This window comes from Verrucomicrobium spinosum DSM 4136 = JCM 18804 (assembly GCF_000172155.1).
Lineage (GTDB): Bacteria > Verrucomicrobiota > Verrucomicrobiia > Verrucomicrobiales > Verrucomicrobiaceae > Verrucomicrobium > Verrucomicrobium spinosum.
On sequence record NZ_ABIZ01000001.1, the window covers coordinates 4,555,424 to 4,571,900 of the forward strand.

At 60.1% G+C, this 16,477-nt stretch carries 10 protein-coding genes; all 10 read right to left on the minus strand.

Annotated features, from left to right (window positions below; genetic code table 11):
• Positions 1–1,770: 1,770 nt before the first annotated feature.
• Positions 1,771–2,979 carry a sialidase family protein gene (locus tag VSP_RS18415; RefSeq protein WP_009962540.1) on the minus strand — a complete coding sequence of 403 codons (1,209 nt, stop codon included), beginning with the start codon at positions 2,977–2,979 and terminating at the stop codon, positions 1,771–1,773.
• Positions 2,980–3,026: 47 nt separating this feature from the next.
• The gene (locus tag VSP_RS18420) at positions 3,027–4,244 is read right to left on the minus strand and encodes a hypothetical protein (protein ID WP_009962542.1); all 1,218 of its coding nucleotides are present in this window, start codon (positions 4,242–4,244) and stop codon (positions 3,027–3,029) included.
• A gap of 68 nt (positions 4,245–4,312) precedes the next feature.
• Positions 4,313–5,752, minus strand: coding sequence for a Gfo/Idh/MocA family protein (locus VSP_RS18425; protein WP_009962543.1), 1,440 nt, complete (start codon positions 5,750–5,752; stop codon positions 4,313–4,315).
• 70 nt (positions 5,753–5,822) lie between these two features.
• Positions 5,823–9,533, minus strand: coding sequence for a PAS domain S-box protein (locus VSP_RS39640; RefSeq protein WP_009962544.1), 3,711 nt, complete (start codon positions 9,531–9,533; stop codon positions 5,823–5,825).
• A gap of 218 nt (positions 9,534–9,751) precedes the next feature.
• Positions 9,752–12,064 (minus strand): UDP-N-acetylmuramate--L-alanine ligase, encoded by a 2,313-nt coding sequence (gene murC, locus VSP_RS18435; protein ID WP_009962545.1) that lies wholly within the window; start codon positions 12,062–12,064, stop codon positions 9,752–9,754.
• A gap of 228 nt (positions 12,065–12,292) precedes the next feature.
• Positions 12,293–13,003, minus strand: a complete 711-nt coding sequence (locus tag VSP_RS18440; protein ID WP_009962547.1) for an MOSC domain-containing protein — start codon at positions 13,001–13,003, stop codon at positions 12,293–12,295.
• Complete coding sequence (locus tag VSP_RS18445) at positions 13,000–13,359, minus strand: winged helix-turn-helix transcriptional regulator (protein ID WP_009962549.1); 360 nt, start codon at positions 13,357–13,359, stop codon at positions 13,000–13,002. Before VSP_RS18445 ends, VSP_RS18440 begins: the two co-directional genes overlap by 4 nt.
• 86 nt (positions 13,360–13,445) lie before the next feature.
• Positions 13,446–13,700, minus strand: a complete 255-nt coding sequence (locus VSP_RS36130; RefSeq protein ID WP_009962550.1) for a hypothetical protein — start codon at positions 13,698–13,700, stop codon at positions 13,446–13,448.
• A 59-nt stretch (positions 13,701–13,759) separates the two neighbouring features.
• Positions 13,760–15,934 carry a multicopper oxidase family protein gene (locus VSP_RS36135; RefSeq protein ID WP_009962551.1) on the minus strand — a complete coding sequence of 725 codons (2,175 nt, stop codon included), beginning with the start codon at positions 15,932–15,934 and terminating at the stop codon, positions 13,760–13,762.
• A 134-nt stretch (positions 15,935–16,068) separates the two neighbouring features.
• The gene (locus VSP_RS18460; RefSeq protein ID WP_009962553.1) at positions 16,069–16,467 is read right to left on the minus strand and encodes a hypothetical protein; all 399 of its coding nucleotides are present in this window, start codon (positions 16,465–16,467) and stop codon (positions 16,069–16,071) included.
• Between the last annotated feature and the right edge of the window lie 10 nt (positions 16,468–16,477).

The window sequence follows — 16,477 nt, forward strand, 5'->3', positions numbered from 1 at the left end:
TCGTGAGAACACGGAGGGTTCAAGCCATCTGCCTGATGCGCCTGGTTCCTCATTTGCCCAAGCCGCCCTTACTGACCAAGTTCTTACGAACTCTGCCACAAGCTTCTTTTCGTCTCACCTCAGTCGTGGCTGCGTTCGTGAGAACGCGGAGGGTTCAAGCCATCTGCCTGATGCGCCTGGTCCCTCATTTGCCCAAGCCACCCTTACTGACCAAGTTCTGACGAACTCAGCCACGAGCTTCTTCTCGTCCCACCTCAGTCGTGGCTGCGTTCGTGAGAACGCGGAGGGTTCAAGCCATCTGCGTGATGCGCCTGGTCCCTCATTCGCCCGAGCCCCCCTTACTGACCAAGTTCTGACGAACTCAGCCACAAGCTTCTTCTCGCCTCACCTCAGTCATAGCTGCGTTCGTGAGAACGCGGAGGGTTCAAGCCATCTGCCTGATGCGCCTGGTCACTCATTCGCCCGAGCCACCCTTACTGACCAAGTTCTGACGAACTCAGCCACGAGCTTCTTCTCGTTCCACCTCAGTCGTGGCTGCGCTCGTGAGAACGCGGAGGGTTCAAGCCATCAGCCTGATGCACTTGGTCCCTCATTCGCCCAAGCCACCCTTACTGACCAAGTTCTGACGAACTCAGCCACAAGCTTCTTCTCGTCCCACCTCAGTCGTGGCTGCGCTCGTGAGAACGCGGAGGGTTCAAGCCATCTGCCTGATGCGCCTGGTCCCTCATTCGCCCAAGCCACCCTTACTGACCAAGTTCTGACGAACTCAGCCACGACCTTCTTCTCGCCTCACCTCAGTCGTGGCTGCGTTCGTGAGAACGCGGAGGGTTCAAGCCATCTGCCTGATGCGCCTGGTCCCTCATTCGCCCGAGCCACCCTTACTGACCAAGTTCTGACGAACTCAGCCACGAACTTCTTCTCGTCCCACCTCAGTCGTGGCTGCGTTCGTGAGAACGCGGAGGGTTCAAGCCATCTGCGTGATGCGCCTGGTCCTTCATCCGCCCGAGCCACCCTTACTGACCAAGTTCTGACGAACTCAGCCACAAGCTTCTTCTCGTCTCACCTCAGTCGTGGCTGCGTTCGTGAGAACGCGGAGGGTTCAAGCCATCTGCCTGATGCGCCTGGTCCCTCATTCGCCCGAGCCACCCTTACTGACCAAGTTCTGACGAACTCAGCCACAAGCTTCTTCTCGTCCCACCTCAGTCGTGGCTGCGTTCGTGAGAACGCGGAGGGTTCAAGCCATCTGCCTGATGCGCCTGGTCCCTCATTCGCCCGAGCCACCCTTACTGACCAAGTTCTGACGAACTCAGCCACGACCTTCTTCTCGCCTCACCTCAGTCGTGGCTGCGTTCGTGAGAACGCGGAGGGTTCAAGCCATCTGCCTGATGCGCCTGGTCCTTCATCCGCCCGAGCCATCCTACTTACCAAGCTCTTACGAACTCAGCCACGATCATCCGTCCGCCCCATCTCGTTATTGGTCACGGCCATCGAGCCATCCTGAAAGGATGCCTCTCAGACCGCCACAACTCCATCGGAGTGGTGGCCCCTATCCCCTCCACCCTACGTAGAATCCCCAAACCCGCGTCAACGTTTGGCTTGTAGCCGCATCCTCTTCGAGGAAGAGCTTCGCCCCCGCATCTAACATCTAACATCTAACTCCCAGCCTCCGCAGGCTGAAGCCTGTACTCCGTGCAAGTTCAGCGCCCCCGCGCCGCCAACTGCCAACTGCCAACTGCCAACTGCCAACTGCCAACTGACGCACCGCCCCCCCTACTCCAATCTCCCAAACATGATCCGCTCTTTACGACTCTCATCGCTGTCGCCCTGCGTCACTGACACATAGATCTTGCCAACGCCGTCATCATGAAAGGCCGGATACTGAAATGACTTCTCCGTTTCAAACCGGTACTTCCTCTCCCACCGTTTCCCATCTTTGGACACCTCGATGTTGAAAACACTGCGGGACACATTGTTGATTCTCGTGCTCTCCTGCCACCCGAGGTAATAGACCTCCCCAAACTTATCCAAGGTTGGCTTGGAACTCGCCCCATTCTGCACCAACGGGCGGTACTCATTCACACTCCACGTCCGACCATCCGGGCTGGTGCTGAACGTGTAATTTCCATTCCCTCCCTCCTGCCTACAGATGGCCAGCCAGCTTCCGTCGGGGAGGCGGTTCGCGGAAGATTCCGTGAGTTTCAGTTCCATCGGCTGATTGTAGTGCCCCAAGACCTCAAAGGTATCGCCTGCCGCATTGAGCCGGCCCAAGGCGTTCTGTCCGCCGGGATAATTGTTCAGCGTCACATGCCACTGGCCGTCGATCCACTTGAACGAATCAAAGATGTAGAGACCGAAATCCACCGGCTTCCGCGTGAAACCCACCGCCACGGCATCGGCATGGAAGTACTGAGGCTCCATGTCAAACGTGCCTGCTGCGGTCTTGATCTTCGTTTTGTGAAGTTCATTCGCAAACGTCCCCATCTTCACATCATAGTCCACGTACCAGGTCACCGACTGCCGTCTCCCCGGTTCCTCGCTAGCGAAATAGAGCCGAAGCGTCCTCTCATTCAGTTTCAAAATGCGCGGCACAAAGCAGGCCCCTACCGGCAGGGTCACATTGGCAAAAACCTGCCCACCACGGGCGAAGTCATGTTGTGTCTCCACCTTCATGGCAGGCACATCCACCACGGTCAGCGTGACATAGACAAAGGGCCATGCCGCAGCCTCACCCGGCTTTTCGTCATTGGCTTCGGCCACAATGTACGCCTTGTCCCCCACGATCACGAACTCCGCATCGTGAGCCCCCTTCACATGGGGTTTGGTCACATTGATGAGACGCCCCAGCACCTTGTCCCCCTCTGCCTTGGCATCCCAACCCACAGGCAGCAATTTGGACTCAGCAGCGGCAGGACTGCCCCCCAATCCGCTGAAGGCGCAAACGGCGACGAAGGGCAAAAGGAAGGTTCTTCTCGTGAGCATGGACGAGACCGTACGTCCCTGGAACAACCGCCCTATCACACAGAGTCCTACAACCGCCGTTCTTCAAGGACCTCCAGCCCAGTCATCTTCCAGGCACCCTCCACCGGCTCGACATCGATCTTGGCCGTGTAACGGTTCAGCCGCTGATGAAGGTGGCCCCAATGCCCCACCGTGCCGCGCGCGGTCCACTGACAGTCCGCCACAAAGCCTTCGCGACCTTGCAGAGGCGTCACTTTGTCCACATGCACATACAAATCGTTCACCTTCACCCGCGTGCCATCCTGACCGTCCAAGGTGAGGGCCTGAGATGTCTGCAGATACAGATTCTGGAGCAGGGGACCGTTCACGCTGCGCTCAAGCACGTCGTAGATCGCTGACTCGCTGTTCTGATCAAATGACCGGTAAACGTTCTCCACCAGACTGGAAAGAATGGCCGTCGCCTGTGCAGTGGTGACCTCAGGCACTTTGGATCCTGGAACCGGCACTGGGACCCGCCAAACTGGCCACAGCAGCCAGGCCCCCGCCCCGAGCATGAGCATGGCCCCGGCAAAGACCGAGGGTTTCGAACGCAATGACCGCCCCGCAATCATCACGGCAACAAGTCCAAGCACTGTCCAGACGATCGCCCCCGCAGGCAACGGATAGGTGGCTTTCGCAGGCAGTTTGGGGACTTCCGCCAGCGGCGGCGGGTCCGGCAGCAAGCCTGTGTTCTTCCAAAGCAACATCGGTCCAGCTGCCGTGAGTTCCTGCCCCGACTCCGCCTGGGATCCAAAGAAGATCGTAACCGGCACCTTGGTGATGGTTCCGTCAAAACCCGTCCACTCCAGCTCCACGCTCTCCACATGCGGAGGCAGTTCAAACTGCCAGATCAGGCCCATCATCCCTTCAATCACCGGGATGGCATCCTTGGTTCCAATCGTCTCGCTCCGCCCCGGCATGCCCTTGAGTACTGTAGCGGAGACAATGCCGCCCTGCTGATTCACATGATTCACCCGCAGACGGCACCAAGACGGGGCCGCCTCCCGGGCGGTCGCAATCAATCGTGCTCTAGCCTCCTCTGGCAGCAGGAGGTCCTTTACAGCCGGTTGCCCCAGCCGCTCCAGCGCTGCGGGCAGCCACATCAAGCACTCCACCCGGGCCAGGCCAGGCTCCAGATACAGGTACACCTGCGTGTTCCGGCTGGCATCAGCAGCCTCCCCTGCTCCATCCCCGTCAAAGGGATGGGCCAGCGCGGTGGCCGCCAGCAGCAGCCACGTACAGACCATCCACCGGATCCAGCCTCTGCCGGATCCGGTAGTTTCCTGATTTTGAGTTTCCCCTCTCACCGTGCTGACTATGCCAGCACCCAAGGCTTGCGCCACTCCCGATTCCGCAGGCCGTTCGCCTCCTCGTCACCTGTAAAGGACTCCGCCCTGGGATCCCACTTCAGAGAAGTGCGCCCCAGACGCAGGCCGATGTTGCCCAGATGGGAGATGCTGATGGTGCGATGAGCTGTCTCCACCGGAGCCACGGGCGGCTTGCCGGAGTACACGCAATCAAGGAAGTTGTCCGTATGATCCTTGCTCTCGTACAGGTGCACTTCTTCCGGGCGTATCTTGTCGCGGAAAAGGTTGGGATCACTCGCCAGAAGTTTGCCACGGTTCACCCAAATCCACTTGCCGCCCTCGCCTTCAAAGAAAATGCCGGTCTGATCCGCAGGCTTGCTTTTGTCCTTCTGCAGCGCTTCGAGCTCTGGCATGAGTTTCTCGCTTTCATCTGCGATGATGTACTGGGTGCCGTTCTCAAACGTGCACTCATAGTGGAACTTGGAGGCCGTGTTGTAGAGCGCCTTCTTGTCAGGAACCTCCCCTCGGATGTTGTTGATCTCCACCGGGCCGGTGCTCTCAAGATCCATGGCCCACTGGGCGATGTCGATGTGGTGCGCTCCAAAGTCGGTGATCATCCCGCCGGAGAAATTGAAATTGTGACGCCAGTTCAGCGGCAGCAATGCCGGGCGGTACTCCATTTGTTCAGCTGGCCCAAGCCACATGTCATAGTCAAAGTCGGCCGGCACGGGCGCAGGGTCAGTTTTGTCTCCCAGCTTGCTCCAGTTCTTATGACCTCCGGGGAGGCCAATACGCACGCGCTTGACCTTGCCGATACGTCCGTTGCGAACGAACTCACACGCCATGCGGAAGTAGGCGTCGCTGCGCTGCTGGCTGCCGGTCTGCCAGGTGATCCCAGCTTCATTGATGGCATTTACCATCTGACGGCCTTCGCCGATGTTCAGTGAAAGCGGCTTCTGTCCGTAGAGGTGTTTGCCCTTGCGAGCACTGTAGATCGTCTGGTAGGCGTGCCAGTGGTCAGGCGTGCAGATTTGCACGGCATCAATGTCTTCTTTCTCCAGCAGTTCTCGGAAGTCGGTGTAAGCCGCACAGGCTTTGACCTTGGTCTTGGCGTTCTCGGAGTAGAACTTGTCGATGAACTGGCGACCTACTTCGCGCCCGCCTTTGAGTTCACCGCTGTACCCATAGTTTGAGCCCTCTTTCATGGGGTCCGCCACGGCTACGACCTGGCACTTCTCGTTGTTCAGGAAGCTGGGAGTCCAGTGGGTGGCGATGGTGCCCCAGCCCAGAACGGCCACCGTGATGCGCTCCGACGGAGCCGGACGGCCAGCTTTTCCCAACGCAGTAGCAGGGATGATGGCAGGAAATCCGAGCGCTGCGGCGCTCTGGAAAAGGAACCGACGACGAGACGTGGTGGGGGCAGTGGGATCAGGGAGTGTGGCTTTCATGGAGGAAACAAATGCAAAAACCACCCTCATGCTAGCGGGGAGCACCTGGCGCGGGCAAGCGCAAAGCCGCTCACTCGGAGTCCAAAGTCTCCCTCAGTGCCACCAGCAGGGCTTCCACGCTATACGGCTTGGCCAGGAAACGCTTCACACCAGAACCTGAGGTCCTCGCAAGCTGGTCATTCGTCGCAATGCCGCTCGCGGCGATGATTTTCACCGCCGGATTCATCTCCATAAGCCGCTGGATGGTCGATGCCCCATCCATGACGGGCATCATCATGTCCGTCACGACCGCAGCGATGCGGTCGCGGTTCTGCCGATACAGGGCAAGAGCCTCGATCCCATCACAGGCCACAATGACATGGTAGCCATAGGCCTGCAACGTCTGGCGGGCAATCTGGCGAATGAGCTGCTCGTCATCCACTACAAGGATCCACTCCCCCGTGCCCCGCGGTGCTACCCCTCCTGTGGGATCCAGCAGAGGCCGCCCGTCCTCTGCCCAGGCCGGCAGAAAGATGCTGAAGTGCGTGCCCACCCCAAGCTGGCTTTCCAACCGCATGAAGCCCTCATGGCTTTTCACAATGGCAAGGGATGTGGAAAGCCCCAGCCCGGTGCCCTTGCCAATCTCCTTCGTGGTGAAGAAGGGATCAAACACCTTCTCAATGATGGACTGCGGAATGCCGGTGCCGGTATCCACCACCTCGATCAGCACATGCGGTCCGGCGTGGGCATCAAAGTCGGCCGTGATGTCCTCGCGGTGCACCATGATATTCCGGGCCGAGATCGTGATGTCGCCGCCATCGGGCAGGGCATCCCGGGCGTTCACACACAGGTTCAACAACACCTGATGAAGCTGCGTGGGATCACCGTGCAGAGCCAGGAGATCCGGCGCGATTTTTGTGCGCACCCGGATGCTCTTGGGAAAGGTGTCGCGGGTGATTTTTTCAATTTCCCTAATCAGATGCTTCACCTGGATCTGAATACGCTGACCCTCCATGCCCCGGGCAAAAGACAGGACCTGCCGCACCATGTCTGCCCCGCGTCGGGCGCTGTCCGCGATGGTGGCATAGAGCTCTTGACTCTCCGGGTTGTCGTTGCTCATCTTGAGCAAGTCGATCGCCATCGTGATGGGTGACAGCACGTTGTTGAGGTCGTGCGCGATGCCTCCGGCCAGAGTGCCAATGCTCTCCATCCTCTGGGCGCGGAGGAACTGCTGCTCCAGCTTTTTTTTCTCCGAGATATCCGTGTTGATGGCCAGAATGCTCTGGGGCTGGCCCGTCTTGTCGCGCATGAGAGTCCAGCGCCCCTCCACGATCAACTGGCGGCCGTCCTTGCCCACATGATGAAGTTCCCCGGACCATTCACCCGTATCCAAAACGGACTTCATCGCCTGATGCAACCCAAAGGTGTCGCGATAGAGCACACCTGCGGCGTCGCGCCCCAGGACTTCTTCCTCCGCCCACCCGTAGATGCGTTCTGCCCCTTTGTTCCAGTAGATGATCTTGTTGTCCATGTTCCGGACCAAGATGGCATCCCGCGCGTGATCCAGCAGGGAGGCCTGCTGACGAATGCGGCGGTCGGACTCCTGACGCTCCAGCTCCGCTGCCGCACGAGTGGCGAAGATCTTGAGCGTCGTGGTGACCAACTCCGTCTTTTCCAAAGGCTGCTGGAAGATCACAAACAACAGGCCCACGAACTGGTCCGCCGTATTGGAGAGGCGGCAGCCCACATACCCCTCTGCCCTGATCTCGTGCAGCAAAGTCAAATTGGGGAACTGCCGTGCCATGCCCGATGGCACCACCCACTCCTCCTGCTCGGCAAGATTCTCGCAGGGCGTGCCAGCCAGAGAGTACTCAAAGTTCGACAACACCTCCCCACCCATCACCGCCGCAATCGTGCGCACGCGCTTGGTCTCTCCTGGCAGCAGTCTGGCCACAAATCCCGCATGTGCCCCAAGTGCCTCCGCCATGTTCCGCGCCAGTTGCTCAAAAAACTCCCGGCCTGTGCTGGACGAGATACTGGAGGCCACCTTGAGCACCGTGGCCTCCAACTGACGCCGCTCCCCTTGTGAGCGCAGGTGGTGTATGCCAAACGCCAGGTCGTCTGCCAGTTCCTGGAGCAGTTGCACCTCCTCCGGAGCAAACGGCTGCACCTCCCCGGAGTAGAGGGATAGAATACCAAAGGTGCGCGTCTCCTCCTTGAGCGGCAGGCAAATCACACTCTGATATCCCCTGCTCAGCGCGGATCCCAGCCAATGAAAGCCCGAGCCCGTGTCCCGGATGTTTTTGGCCACGACGGCCGTGCCACTGCGGATGGCTTGGCCGGCGGGTCCGAGACCGCGTGATTCGAGGTCCGACCAAGTAAGAATGATCTCGCTCAAATAGCCCAGCTCGGCCCCGGCGTGCGCCATGGGCTTGATGGTCTTTTCCGCATCGTTCTGCGCATAGCCTACCCAGGCCATGCGGTAGCCGCCTTTCTCCACTGCCAGGCGACAGATCTCTGCCACCAACTCATGCTCATCGGCGGCATGGATCAGCCTCTCATTGCAGTCTGAGAGCATTTTGAGCGCGCGATTGGAACGAGCCAGCTCCATCTCCGCCTGCTTGTAGGCGGTGAAGTCGGTCATCCCACCCACCATGCGCACACACCGGCCGCCGGAATCGCGGATGATGCGCCCCCGATCCAGCACTTGGGCCACATGGCCGTCCTTGCACAGAAACCGATACTCCGCCACCCAAGTGTCTCCGTCCCCGTTCACGGCAGTGAAAAAATCTCTCACCACCGTCTCACGCTCGTCGGGATGAATCAGGAGAGTCCAAGACTCGATCCCCTCCCCAAGCTCTGTGGGTTCATAGCCAAAGAGACGTTTAATCCCCTCACTCCACCACAGTTTGTCCTGCACTACATCCCAGTCCCAGATGGCATCATTGGTCGCTTGGGCCACGAACTTGAAGCGTTCCTCACCCATGATCACAGCATCCCGTGCCAGCTTGGGCAGAGTGATGTCCTGAATGGCGCCCTGGATGCGAATCACCGAGCCATCCAGCGCCCGCACCGCCTCCCCCATCACCCGCACCCAGATGGCATGGCCCTTCTTGGTGGTGATTTGCAGTTGCTTATCGAAGGGCGTGCCATTTTCTTGGCAGTCCTGGATGGCCGCCAGCACCACCGGCCGCGCTTCGGGATGATAAAACCCGAGCGCCTCCTCCACGGTGGGGCGGCTCCCCAGCGGGACGTCATGGATGCGGCACACCTCGTCTGACCAGGTGAGCTTACACCCTGGGAAATCCACCGTCCACGCCCCCATTTGAGACATTTGCCCTGCCATTTCCAGCAGCGCATCCTTCTCCCGCAGCGCCAGTTCAGCACGGACACGATCCGTGATGTCGTGCCCCTGGACGATGAAGTAATCCAAGCTACCTGCCGCGTCCCGCACGGCCGTGATGGTATCAAGGGCATAACGCAGGTCGCCTGATCCCGTCTTGAACGGGCCCTCGTGATGCACCGGTCCCTCCCCTGCTGCGGCAGCCTGCAGACGCACCGGCCACGCTGCACGCATCTCTGGGTGATCCCGCCACCAGCCTCCCTCCCACAAGGGCCGGCCCACCACGGATTCCCGGCGCACGCCCCCCACCCTGAGGGGCAGATCATTGATCTCCAGAACGATGCCATCCGGAGATAGCACCGCCAAAAAATGATGCTGGAGATTGAAGACGCTCCGGTAACGATCCACGCCAGCTGGCGCAGGATCGCTTCCGATCAAGTTCGGGCGTCCGGAGGGCATGATTTACATTTGTAAATCACACCCTAGAGCATCCGGAAGCCCCCAGAAAGCTTCTGGCAAAAAAATTTTTAATCAGGTGGGCAGAGGGCGATTCCATCAGCGACATGTGAATTCCACTCCGCCACCAGCAAGTTGATGGCCAATCGACAATAGGGTTTTATTCAACGGGCGAAGGCTCGGCCTCATCAAGCCGGCCCACGCCCCCTTAAGGCGGGTGCCTATAGCGGAAGCGGTTCCTCTTCGCCAATGATCTGGACCTCTGTCTCCAGCATGATGCCCCGCTCCTGTAACGCCACCTGCTTGATGTCGGAGATGAGATCCTGGACGTCCCGGGCGGTGCCTCCACCGGAGTTCAGGATAAAGTTCCCGTGCACATCCGAGACGATGGCCTTGCCGAACGAGCGCCCCTTGAGGCCCAGCTCGTCCACCAGTTTGCCAGCAGGCACTGGCCCTGGATTTTTGAAGATGCAGCCCGCGCTGGCACCGATAGGCTGTGATCCACGGCGTTTCTGGTGGGAGGCGGCCAGCTTCTCGTCAATCTCTGCCGCCTCCGCAGGCCTCCCCTGGAGCACCGCGCTCACGGCAAAGTGCCGGTCCAGTTCCGGAACACTCCGGTACTGGTGGTCGATCTCGTGTTTCATCTTCTCGCGCAGCTCTCCATTGCCATCAAGGAAACGGACGCTCACCACCTGGTCAAAAGTCTGCAAGCCCATAGCCCCGGCGTTCATGCGCAGCGCACCGCCGAGGTTGCCCGGAATGCCTTCCATCCATTCGAACCCGCCCAACCCCGCTGCACGGGCCGCGCTGGCGATCTTCTTGAGGCGGACCCCTGTGGCGGCGAAGATGAAATTGCCATCGACGCGTACTTCATCGAACTCGCCCTTGCTCGGGTGCAGTACCGCCCCCTTGATGCCGCCATCGCGCACCAGCAGGTTCGAGCCCCTACCAATGACACGAATCGGAATCAAGGCAGCGCGCAGCGCCTTTACCACCTCGGCAAAGCCCTGGATGGTCATGGGCTCGATCCAATACTGAGCAGGCCCTCCCAGGCGGATGGTCGTGTGGTTGGCCATCGGCTCATAGAGCTTGACCGTGCCACCGCCTTCGCGATTGAGCACCGTAGTGAGCTGCTCGGCCACCTTCAGGTCCCTGGCCAGGGCACTGCCCACTTCATGCACGTTCCCCGCCCCCAGGGTGATGAGGAGATCGCCGGGGCGCAGCTTGCTGCCGATCAAATCCCGGGCGTTCAGAAGCTTGGGCGTGCTATGGCACTCCACGCCTGGGGCCTGGAGTTTCACCTCTTCCAGAATGGTTTCGCCAGACACACCTGGCAGCGGTTTCTCACTGGCTGCGTACACGTCCGTCACACAGAGCACATCCACATCATTGAAGGCACCGCCGAACTCCTGCTTCAGCAACTGCGTGCGGGAGTAGCGGTGCGGCTGAAAGAGGCAGACAATGCGCTTGGGATTGAGCGCCTTCGCCGTGGCCAGTGTCGCTTTGATCTCCGTGGGATGGTGACCGTAGTCGTCGATGATCTGGTACTGGCTGCCGGAGTACTTGACCTCAAAACGCCGACGGGCCCCGCGGAAGGACTCCAGGGCCTGCTTGATGCTGGAAAAGGGGACTCCCACGCTGACGGCCAGGCTGATCGCGGCCAGGGAGTTCAAAACGTTGTGGCGACCAGGGATACCCAAGAGCACCTCCCCAAGGAGTTCCCCCTTTTGGAAGACTTCATAGCGGGTCTGGGCGGGGCGCAACTCCAGGATGTTCGCTGAGAAGTTGTGGTCACGGCTCCAGCCGTAGCTGATGCCATTCTTGCGGCCTTCGCAGAGCTCCGTGGCCACGGGATCCTCCGCGCAATACACGCTGTAGCCGCTGGTTTTCTCCAGAAGCTGGCGGAAGACGAGCTTGATCTCGTTGAGATCCTCATAGTAATCGAGGTGCTCGGCCTCGATGTTCAAGATGATGGCATGACGGGGCTCAAATTTCACGAGGGTGCCATCGCTTTCATCCCCCTCTGCCACGAAGAGCTCACCGGCATCATCCCAGTGGGCATTGCTTCCCAGAATGGGAATCTCCGCCCCGACGTAGTGCGAGGGCTTGGCTCCGCCCACACGCAGCACATGGGCCGCCATGGAGGAAGTGGTTGTCTTCCCGTGAGTACCGGCAACCACCACGCCATGCTTGCGGGCCATGATGGCGGCGAGAGCCTCGGCCCGGCGAACGAGCGGGATGCCGTGTCGATAGGCTGCTTCATATGCGGGATTGCCCGGCTTCACAGCACTGGAGTAGATGACCATGTCTGCCCCCTCCACCTCGCGCTCGCTCTGCGGGCAATGGAAGATGAGGCCCTTCTTCTCCATCCGCTCTGTCTCCAGAGTCGTCACCTTGTCTGAGCCGCTGACCTTGTGCCCGAGCTCCATGAGCAACAGGGCGAGTCCGCTCATGCCAGAGCCCGCCACCCCGATGAGGTGCACGTGCATCTTGTGGCGACCTTCCTTCAACAAACTGACGACGGCGTGATTCATGCTTTGTGCCGTGCCTTACAATGGAATGTCCGAATCACAAAGGGCAAAAATCACGGGCGAAGCTTGGGGAGCGCAGTCGGCTCGACTGCTGTTCCCGGCGGCTCGCCGGGAACTCTGCATCGAAGCGACAGAGTCCACTCTTTCGAATGCGCCCCCTGACCTGAGCTGCGGGCGAGCCGCTCTTGCAGCAGGCCAGCGGCCTGCGCTGCCCAAGCTTCGGGCTTCTACTCACCCCTCCAGCCTCGCGGCCCGACGAGCCGCTTCCCCAGCCCCTCCCACACCGGCCGATTGAGCCCGCCGCCAGAGATTGTCTTTCCAGCTTCCGGACAAGGCTGGACACTCCGCCAGCTGCCGGGCGCTCTCTGCGTCCTGACGCTGGTGGTGCATGATCTCATTGCAACGTTGCAGGGTCCACTGGGGCCAGGGGCGGTCCTTCAGCACCAGCTCATTCCCGGCCGCAACATTTCCGTGACGCAGCACCCGGAGGTAAAACCCCGTGAAGCCCGTGCGCTCCACCTGGGCGCTCAGGTCCTTTACCCTCCAACGGCGGGCCAGTTTCCAGCAGGGCTGTCGTGGCTGGGATACCTGCACGATGGCTTCTCCCAGTTCATAGACATCCCCAACAGAAACCCCGGATTCCAGCAGGCCACTGGTGGTCAGATTTTCGCCAAAGGCCCCGTGAGGCAGCGCCAGTTCCGGCAGATGCTCATGCCAATACTCGTAATGCTCCACCGGGTAAACGCAGACGGCTTTTTCCACTCCACCGTGATGCTTGCGATCCGCCTGCTCATCTCCGCTGAAGCCCTCGTACCCCAGCCAGACTGAGCCTGACTGAGCAGATTTCACAAATCCGGACCGCCAGTCCTTGTCCCACCATTCTCCCGTGCCCGTCGCTGCAATCTCCCGGGCCGCACCAGCGTGCAACGCAAGAACCTTCACGGCGCGCCCTCCCTTTCGTCCAAGGTAGCTTGATGCTCCCCGTTGAGCACCCGAAGCTGCCCCAGAATCTCTGCCAGCCGAACACCGGAGGGGGTGAGGTGATACTCCACATGCGCGGGGAGGCCGGTGCCTTCCTCCCGGATGACAAGCCCGTAGGCGAGCAGCTTGCGCAAGCGTTCGTTCAGCACCTTGCTGGAGATGCCAGGGATGTAACGCTCCAGTGCTCCGGGCCGGTGCACGCCCTGGGAAAGGGCGGCGACAACGCCAGCGCTCCATTTGCAGCCCACCACGTCCTCCAGACTGTGGTAGGCCGAACGCTCGCTCAACGTGAGAAACTTCTTGGGCTTGGCAGGCATGATGCGGTTTTCGCCACCATGGCAGATCGGCCGCCGGGTGTCATGTGGGTACTTTTCGGTACCCTCCCCCCGCCAAACTGCTACGCTTACTTGAGCTTGCCGAGGTACTTGGCAGGTGCCTTGTCGAACTTTTTCACACAAGGTTTGCAGCAGAATTTCACCTCCTGTCCCTCATGGGACTTGGTGACGACTTTTCCCATGCTGCCCAGCTCATTGCCGCTAACGAGGCATTCCTTGGACGGATAGGGTTTCACAGGTGCCGCTGAAGCCATGGGGACGCCAATGGTCAATGCCAGAGCCAACGCAGCGAGGGTACTGATGAGAGTAAGCTTCGTTTTCATAGTCTTGGGTCTTTCTGTTCTATTAGGTTTGTGTGGTGTTTTAGGGAGGGTGTTCACCCTCAAAATCGAATTTGCAGACCTCCGCCCAGGCCGTACTCGGAGTGGTACTCGCCGATGAGGGAGAATTCCTTGGTCAAGGTGTAGTCCACCCCGGCGGTCCATTCCCACTCGGTGTTGGTGTCATATTCCACCCTGCCAAAGGCCCCGAGTCGCGATGTGATCTGGAAGCGTTTCGCAAGTGCGAGCCGAAGGTCGCCCTCACTGTCCACACTGGCGCTGGCCCAGATGATCAACGGCAGGCGATAGTTCACACCAGCCACCGCCCGGTTTTCCGCATCCTCGTCGTTGGTGAGACGTGCTCCGACAAAGAGCTGCCAATCGGGTGAGAGATAGCGCTGGCAGAGCGCTTCGATCTCATACTGGGTGTCATCCACATCCTGCCAACCGACCTCCCAGCCGAGGATGAGGTCATTGCGGGCATTCATGAGGGTGATGTTCCCCTCGCTCATGTGAGACTGGGCCGATGCTGCTCCAAAGAGGAACCACATGTCATGCGCATGCTCTCCCAAGCTCCCGCCATGATGATCACTGGATGTACCTTCCACCGCCGAAGAAGCCGTGTGAGAGGGATGAACCATCTGGGACTCTCCGATACCGCCATCAGCAGGAGCCGCAGGCTTGTCATAGCTGAACACCCGGGCCATGCCGGACATCATGTGATAGAGGATGTGGCAGTGGAACATCCAGTCCTTTTCCTCATTGGCCTCGAACTCGACCGTGCGACGGCTCATCGGAGGCACATCCACCGTGTGTTTGAGCGGTGAGCGCTGCCCCTGCCCATTGATCAAGCGTACAAAGTGCCCATGCAGGTGAATGGGGTGATGCATCATCGTGTCATTCACCAGCTCGAGCTGGATCACCTCGCCGTGATGCAGGCGCACATAGGGATCCTCCGCCATCGTTTTGCCATCAAAGGACCAGACGTAGCGGGTCATGTCGCCCGTCAGGCGCATGGTGATCTTGCGCTGGGGCCGCCCCTTGGGCAGCGTGGTGTCTTCCACCGCTTTGAGCAGGCGGTACGGCGAACCCGGCCGAGGCAGGTTCAAGGAAGCACGCGGATCATCCTCCTGCTCCTCCAGGGTGAGGTTCAGCATCTCGTCCATGGTGTACACATTCGGCCGGGGTGGATCGGTCGCGGGATGTACCGCCCCCGCACCCATGTAGGCGGAGGCGTGCCCCGTCCCATCCTGGGCCGTGGCTCGCAGTTCCCACCGGCCCGTTTTGGGGATGGTGATGATGACGTCATAAGTCTCGGCGATCGCGATGAAGAGACGGTCCACCTCCACCGGCTGCACGGCGGGACCGTCCGCAGCAACAATCGTCATGGGCCCGGTGGAGGACGTTACATAGAAGTAGCTGGCCGCCGCCGCATTGATCAAACGCAGCCGCACCCGCTCGCCAGGTCGGCCTTCGATCTGCGACTCCTTCCGGCCATTGATCAAGAAGGCGTCATAGCCCACATCCGACACATCCATGGGGCTCATGCGCCCCCATTCCCGTTCCCAGTATTCCTTCAACGCGCCGTGCTGCCATGCACCGACGATGGACTGCGCATTGCCGCGCTTGAGCGCATAGTAGTCACTGCCCCGCGCCAGGGTGCGGTGCACTTCTTCGGGCTTCTCGTTGGTCCAGTCAGAGAGGATCAGCACCTGATCGCGGTCCACCTTCTCGCGTTCGGCCCCTTTGGGAGTGACGACGATGGATCCGTACACGCCGATCTGCTCCTGCAGATGTGTGTGGGAGTGGTACCAGTATGTCCCGGCATGACGGAGTTTAAATTCAAAGGTATGCGTGGCCCCCGGCTTGATGGGCGGTGTCGTAATGTGCGGCACCCCGTCTTGCTCGTTCGGCAGCAGCAGTCCATGCCAGTGCGTGGAGGTTTCCTCGGACTTTAACTGATTGTGAACACGGATGCGAGCCCACTCGCCTTCGCGAAATCGCAGGGTTGGTCCTGGGAGTAAGCCGTTGATCATCAGGGCACGCACGGGCTTGCCGGCAGGGCTGACTTTCTGTTCGGTGATGTAGAGGTCGTATTCGACCACCTTGTCAGTCGCCAGAGGGCGGACCGACTTGCATGAATCACACAGGACGGCGAACGGCGCAGCCTGTAGTGCGGAGGAGATGAACACGGCTGCGCCAAGGCACGCCGCCAGACGACGGGAGAAAGAGAACATGAGGTGAATCTGAGTTGAGTTGCGTTGCGCGAAATTTCGCGATGCACGCTGCAGGTGGGTGGAGGCTCCCACACGTCCCTGAACACACCATCAAGGTGATGCCAGGGCACAATCCATCCTAGGAGGAGGACAACTCAGATCAAAAAGGCGCAATGCAGCACCTGAACGGGCACGGTATGAAGAGGCTTCACCCCCTCCATGCGCCCCGCTTCCACCGGATGAAACTCACGCGGTGGCTGGCTCAGCCAGAGATCGGCCAATGCCATGTACAGCCACACCGCCTGCTGGGATGCGAGATCCCGACTGGCAGACGCAGGCATCACCGGAGCTTGGGCCGGGGGCTGACTTTCCTGCGAGCTTTGCAGGCAGGCACATCCAGTCTCTTGAAGTGAAGGCTCCGTGCTGGCCACCGGGGCGCAGCACTCATGCGGGCATTTCTGGGCGGGTGCCGCTTTCTCGCAGGCTCCAGATACTGTAGCCCCAGCCTGCGAGAACAGGAGGAGAAGCAGCAGTGCCAGAGCGCGAAGATTCATTTCAACAAGA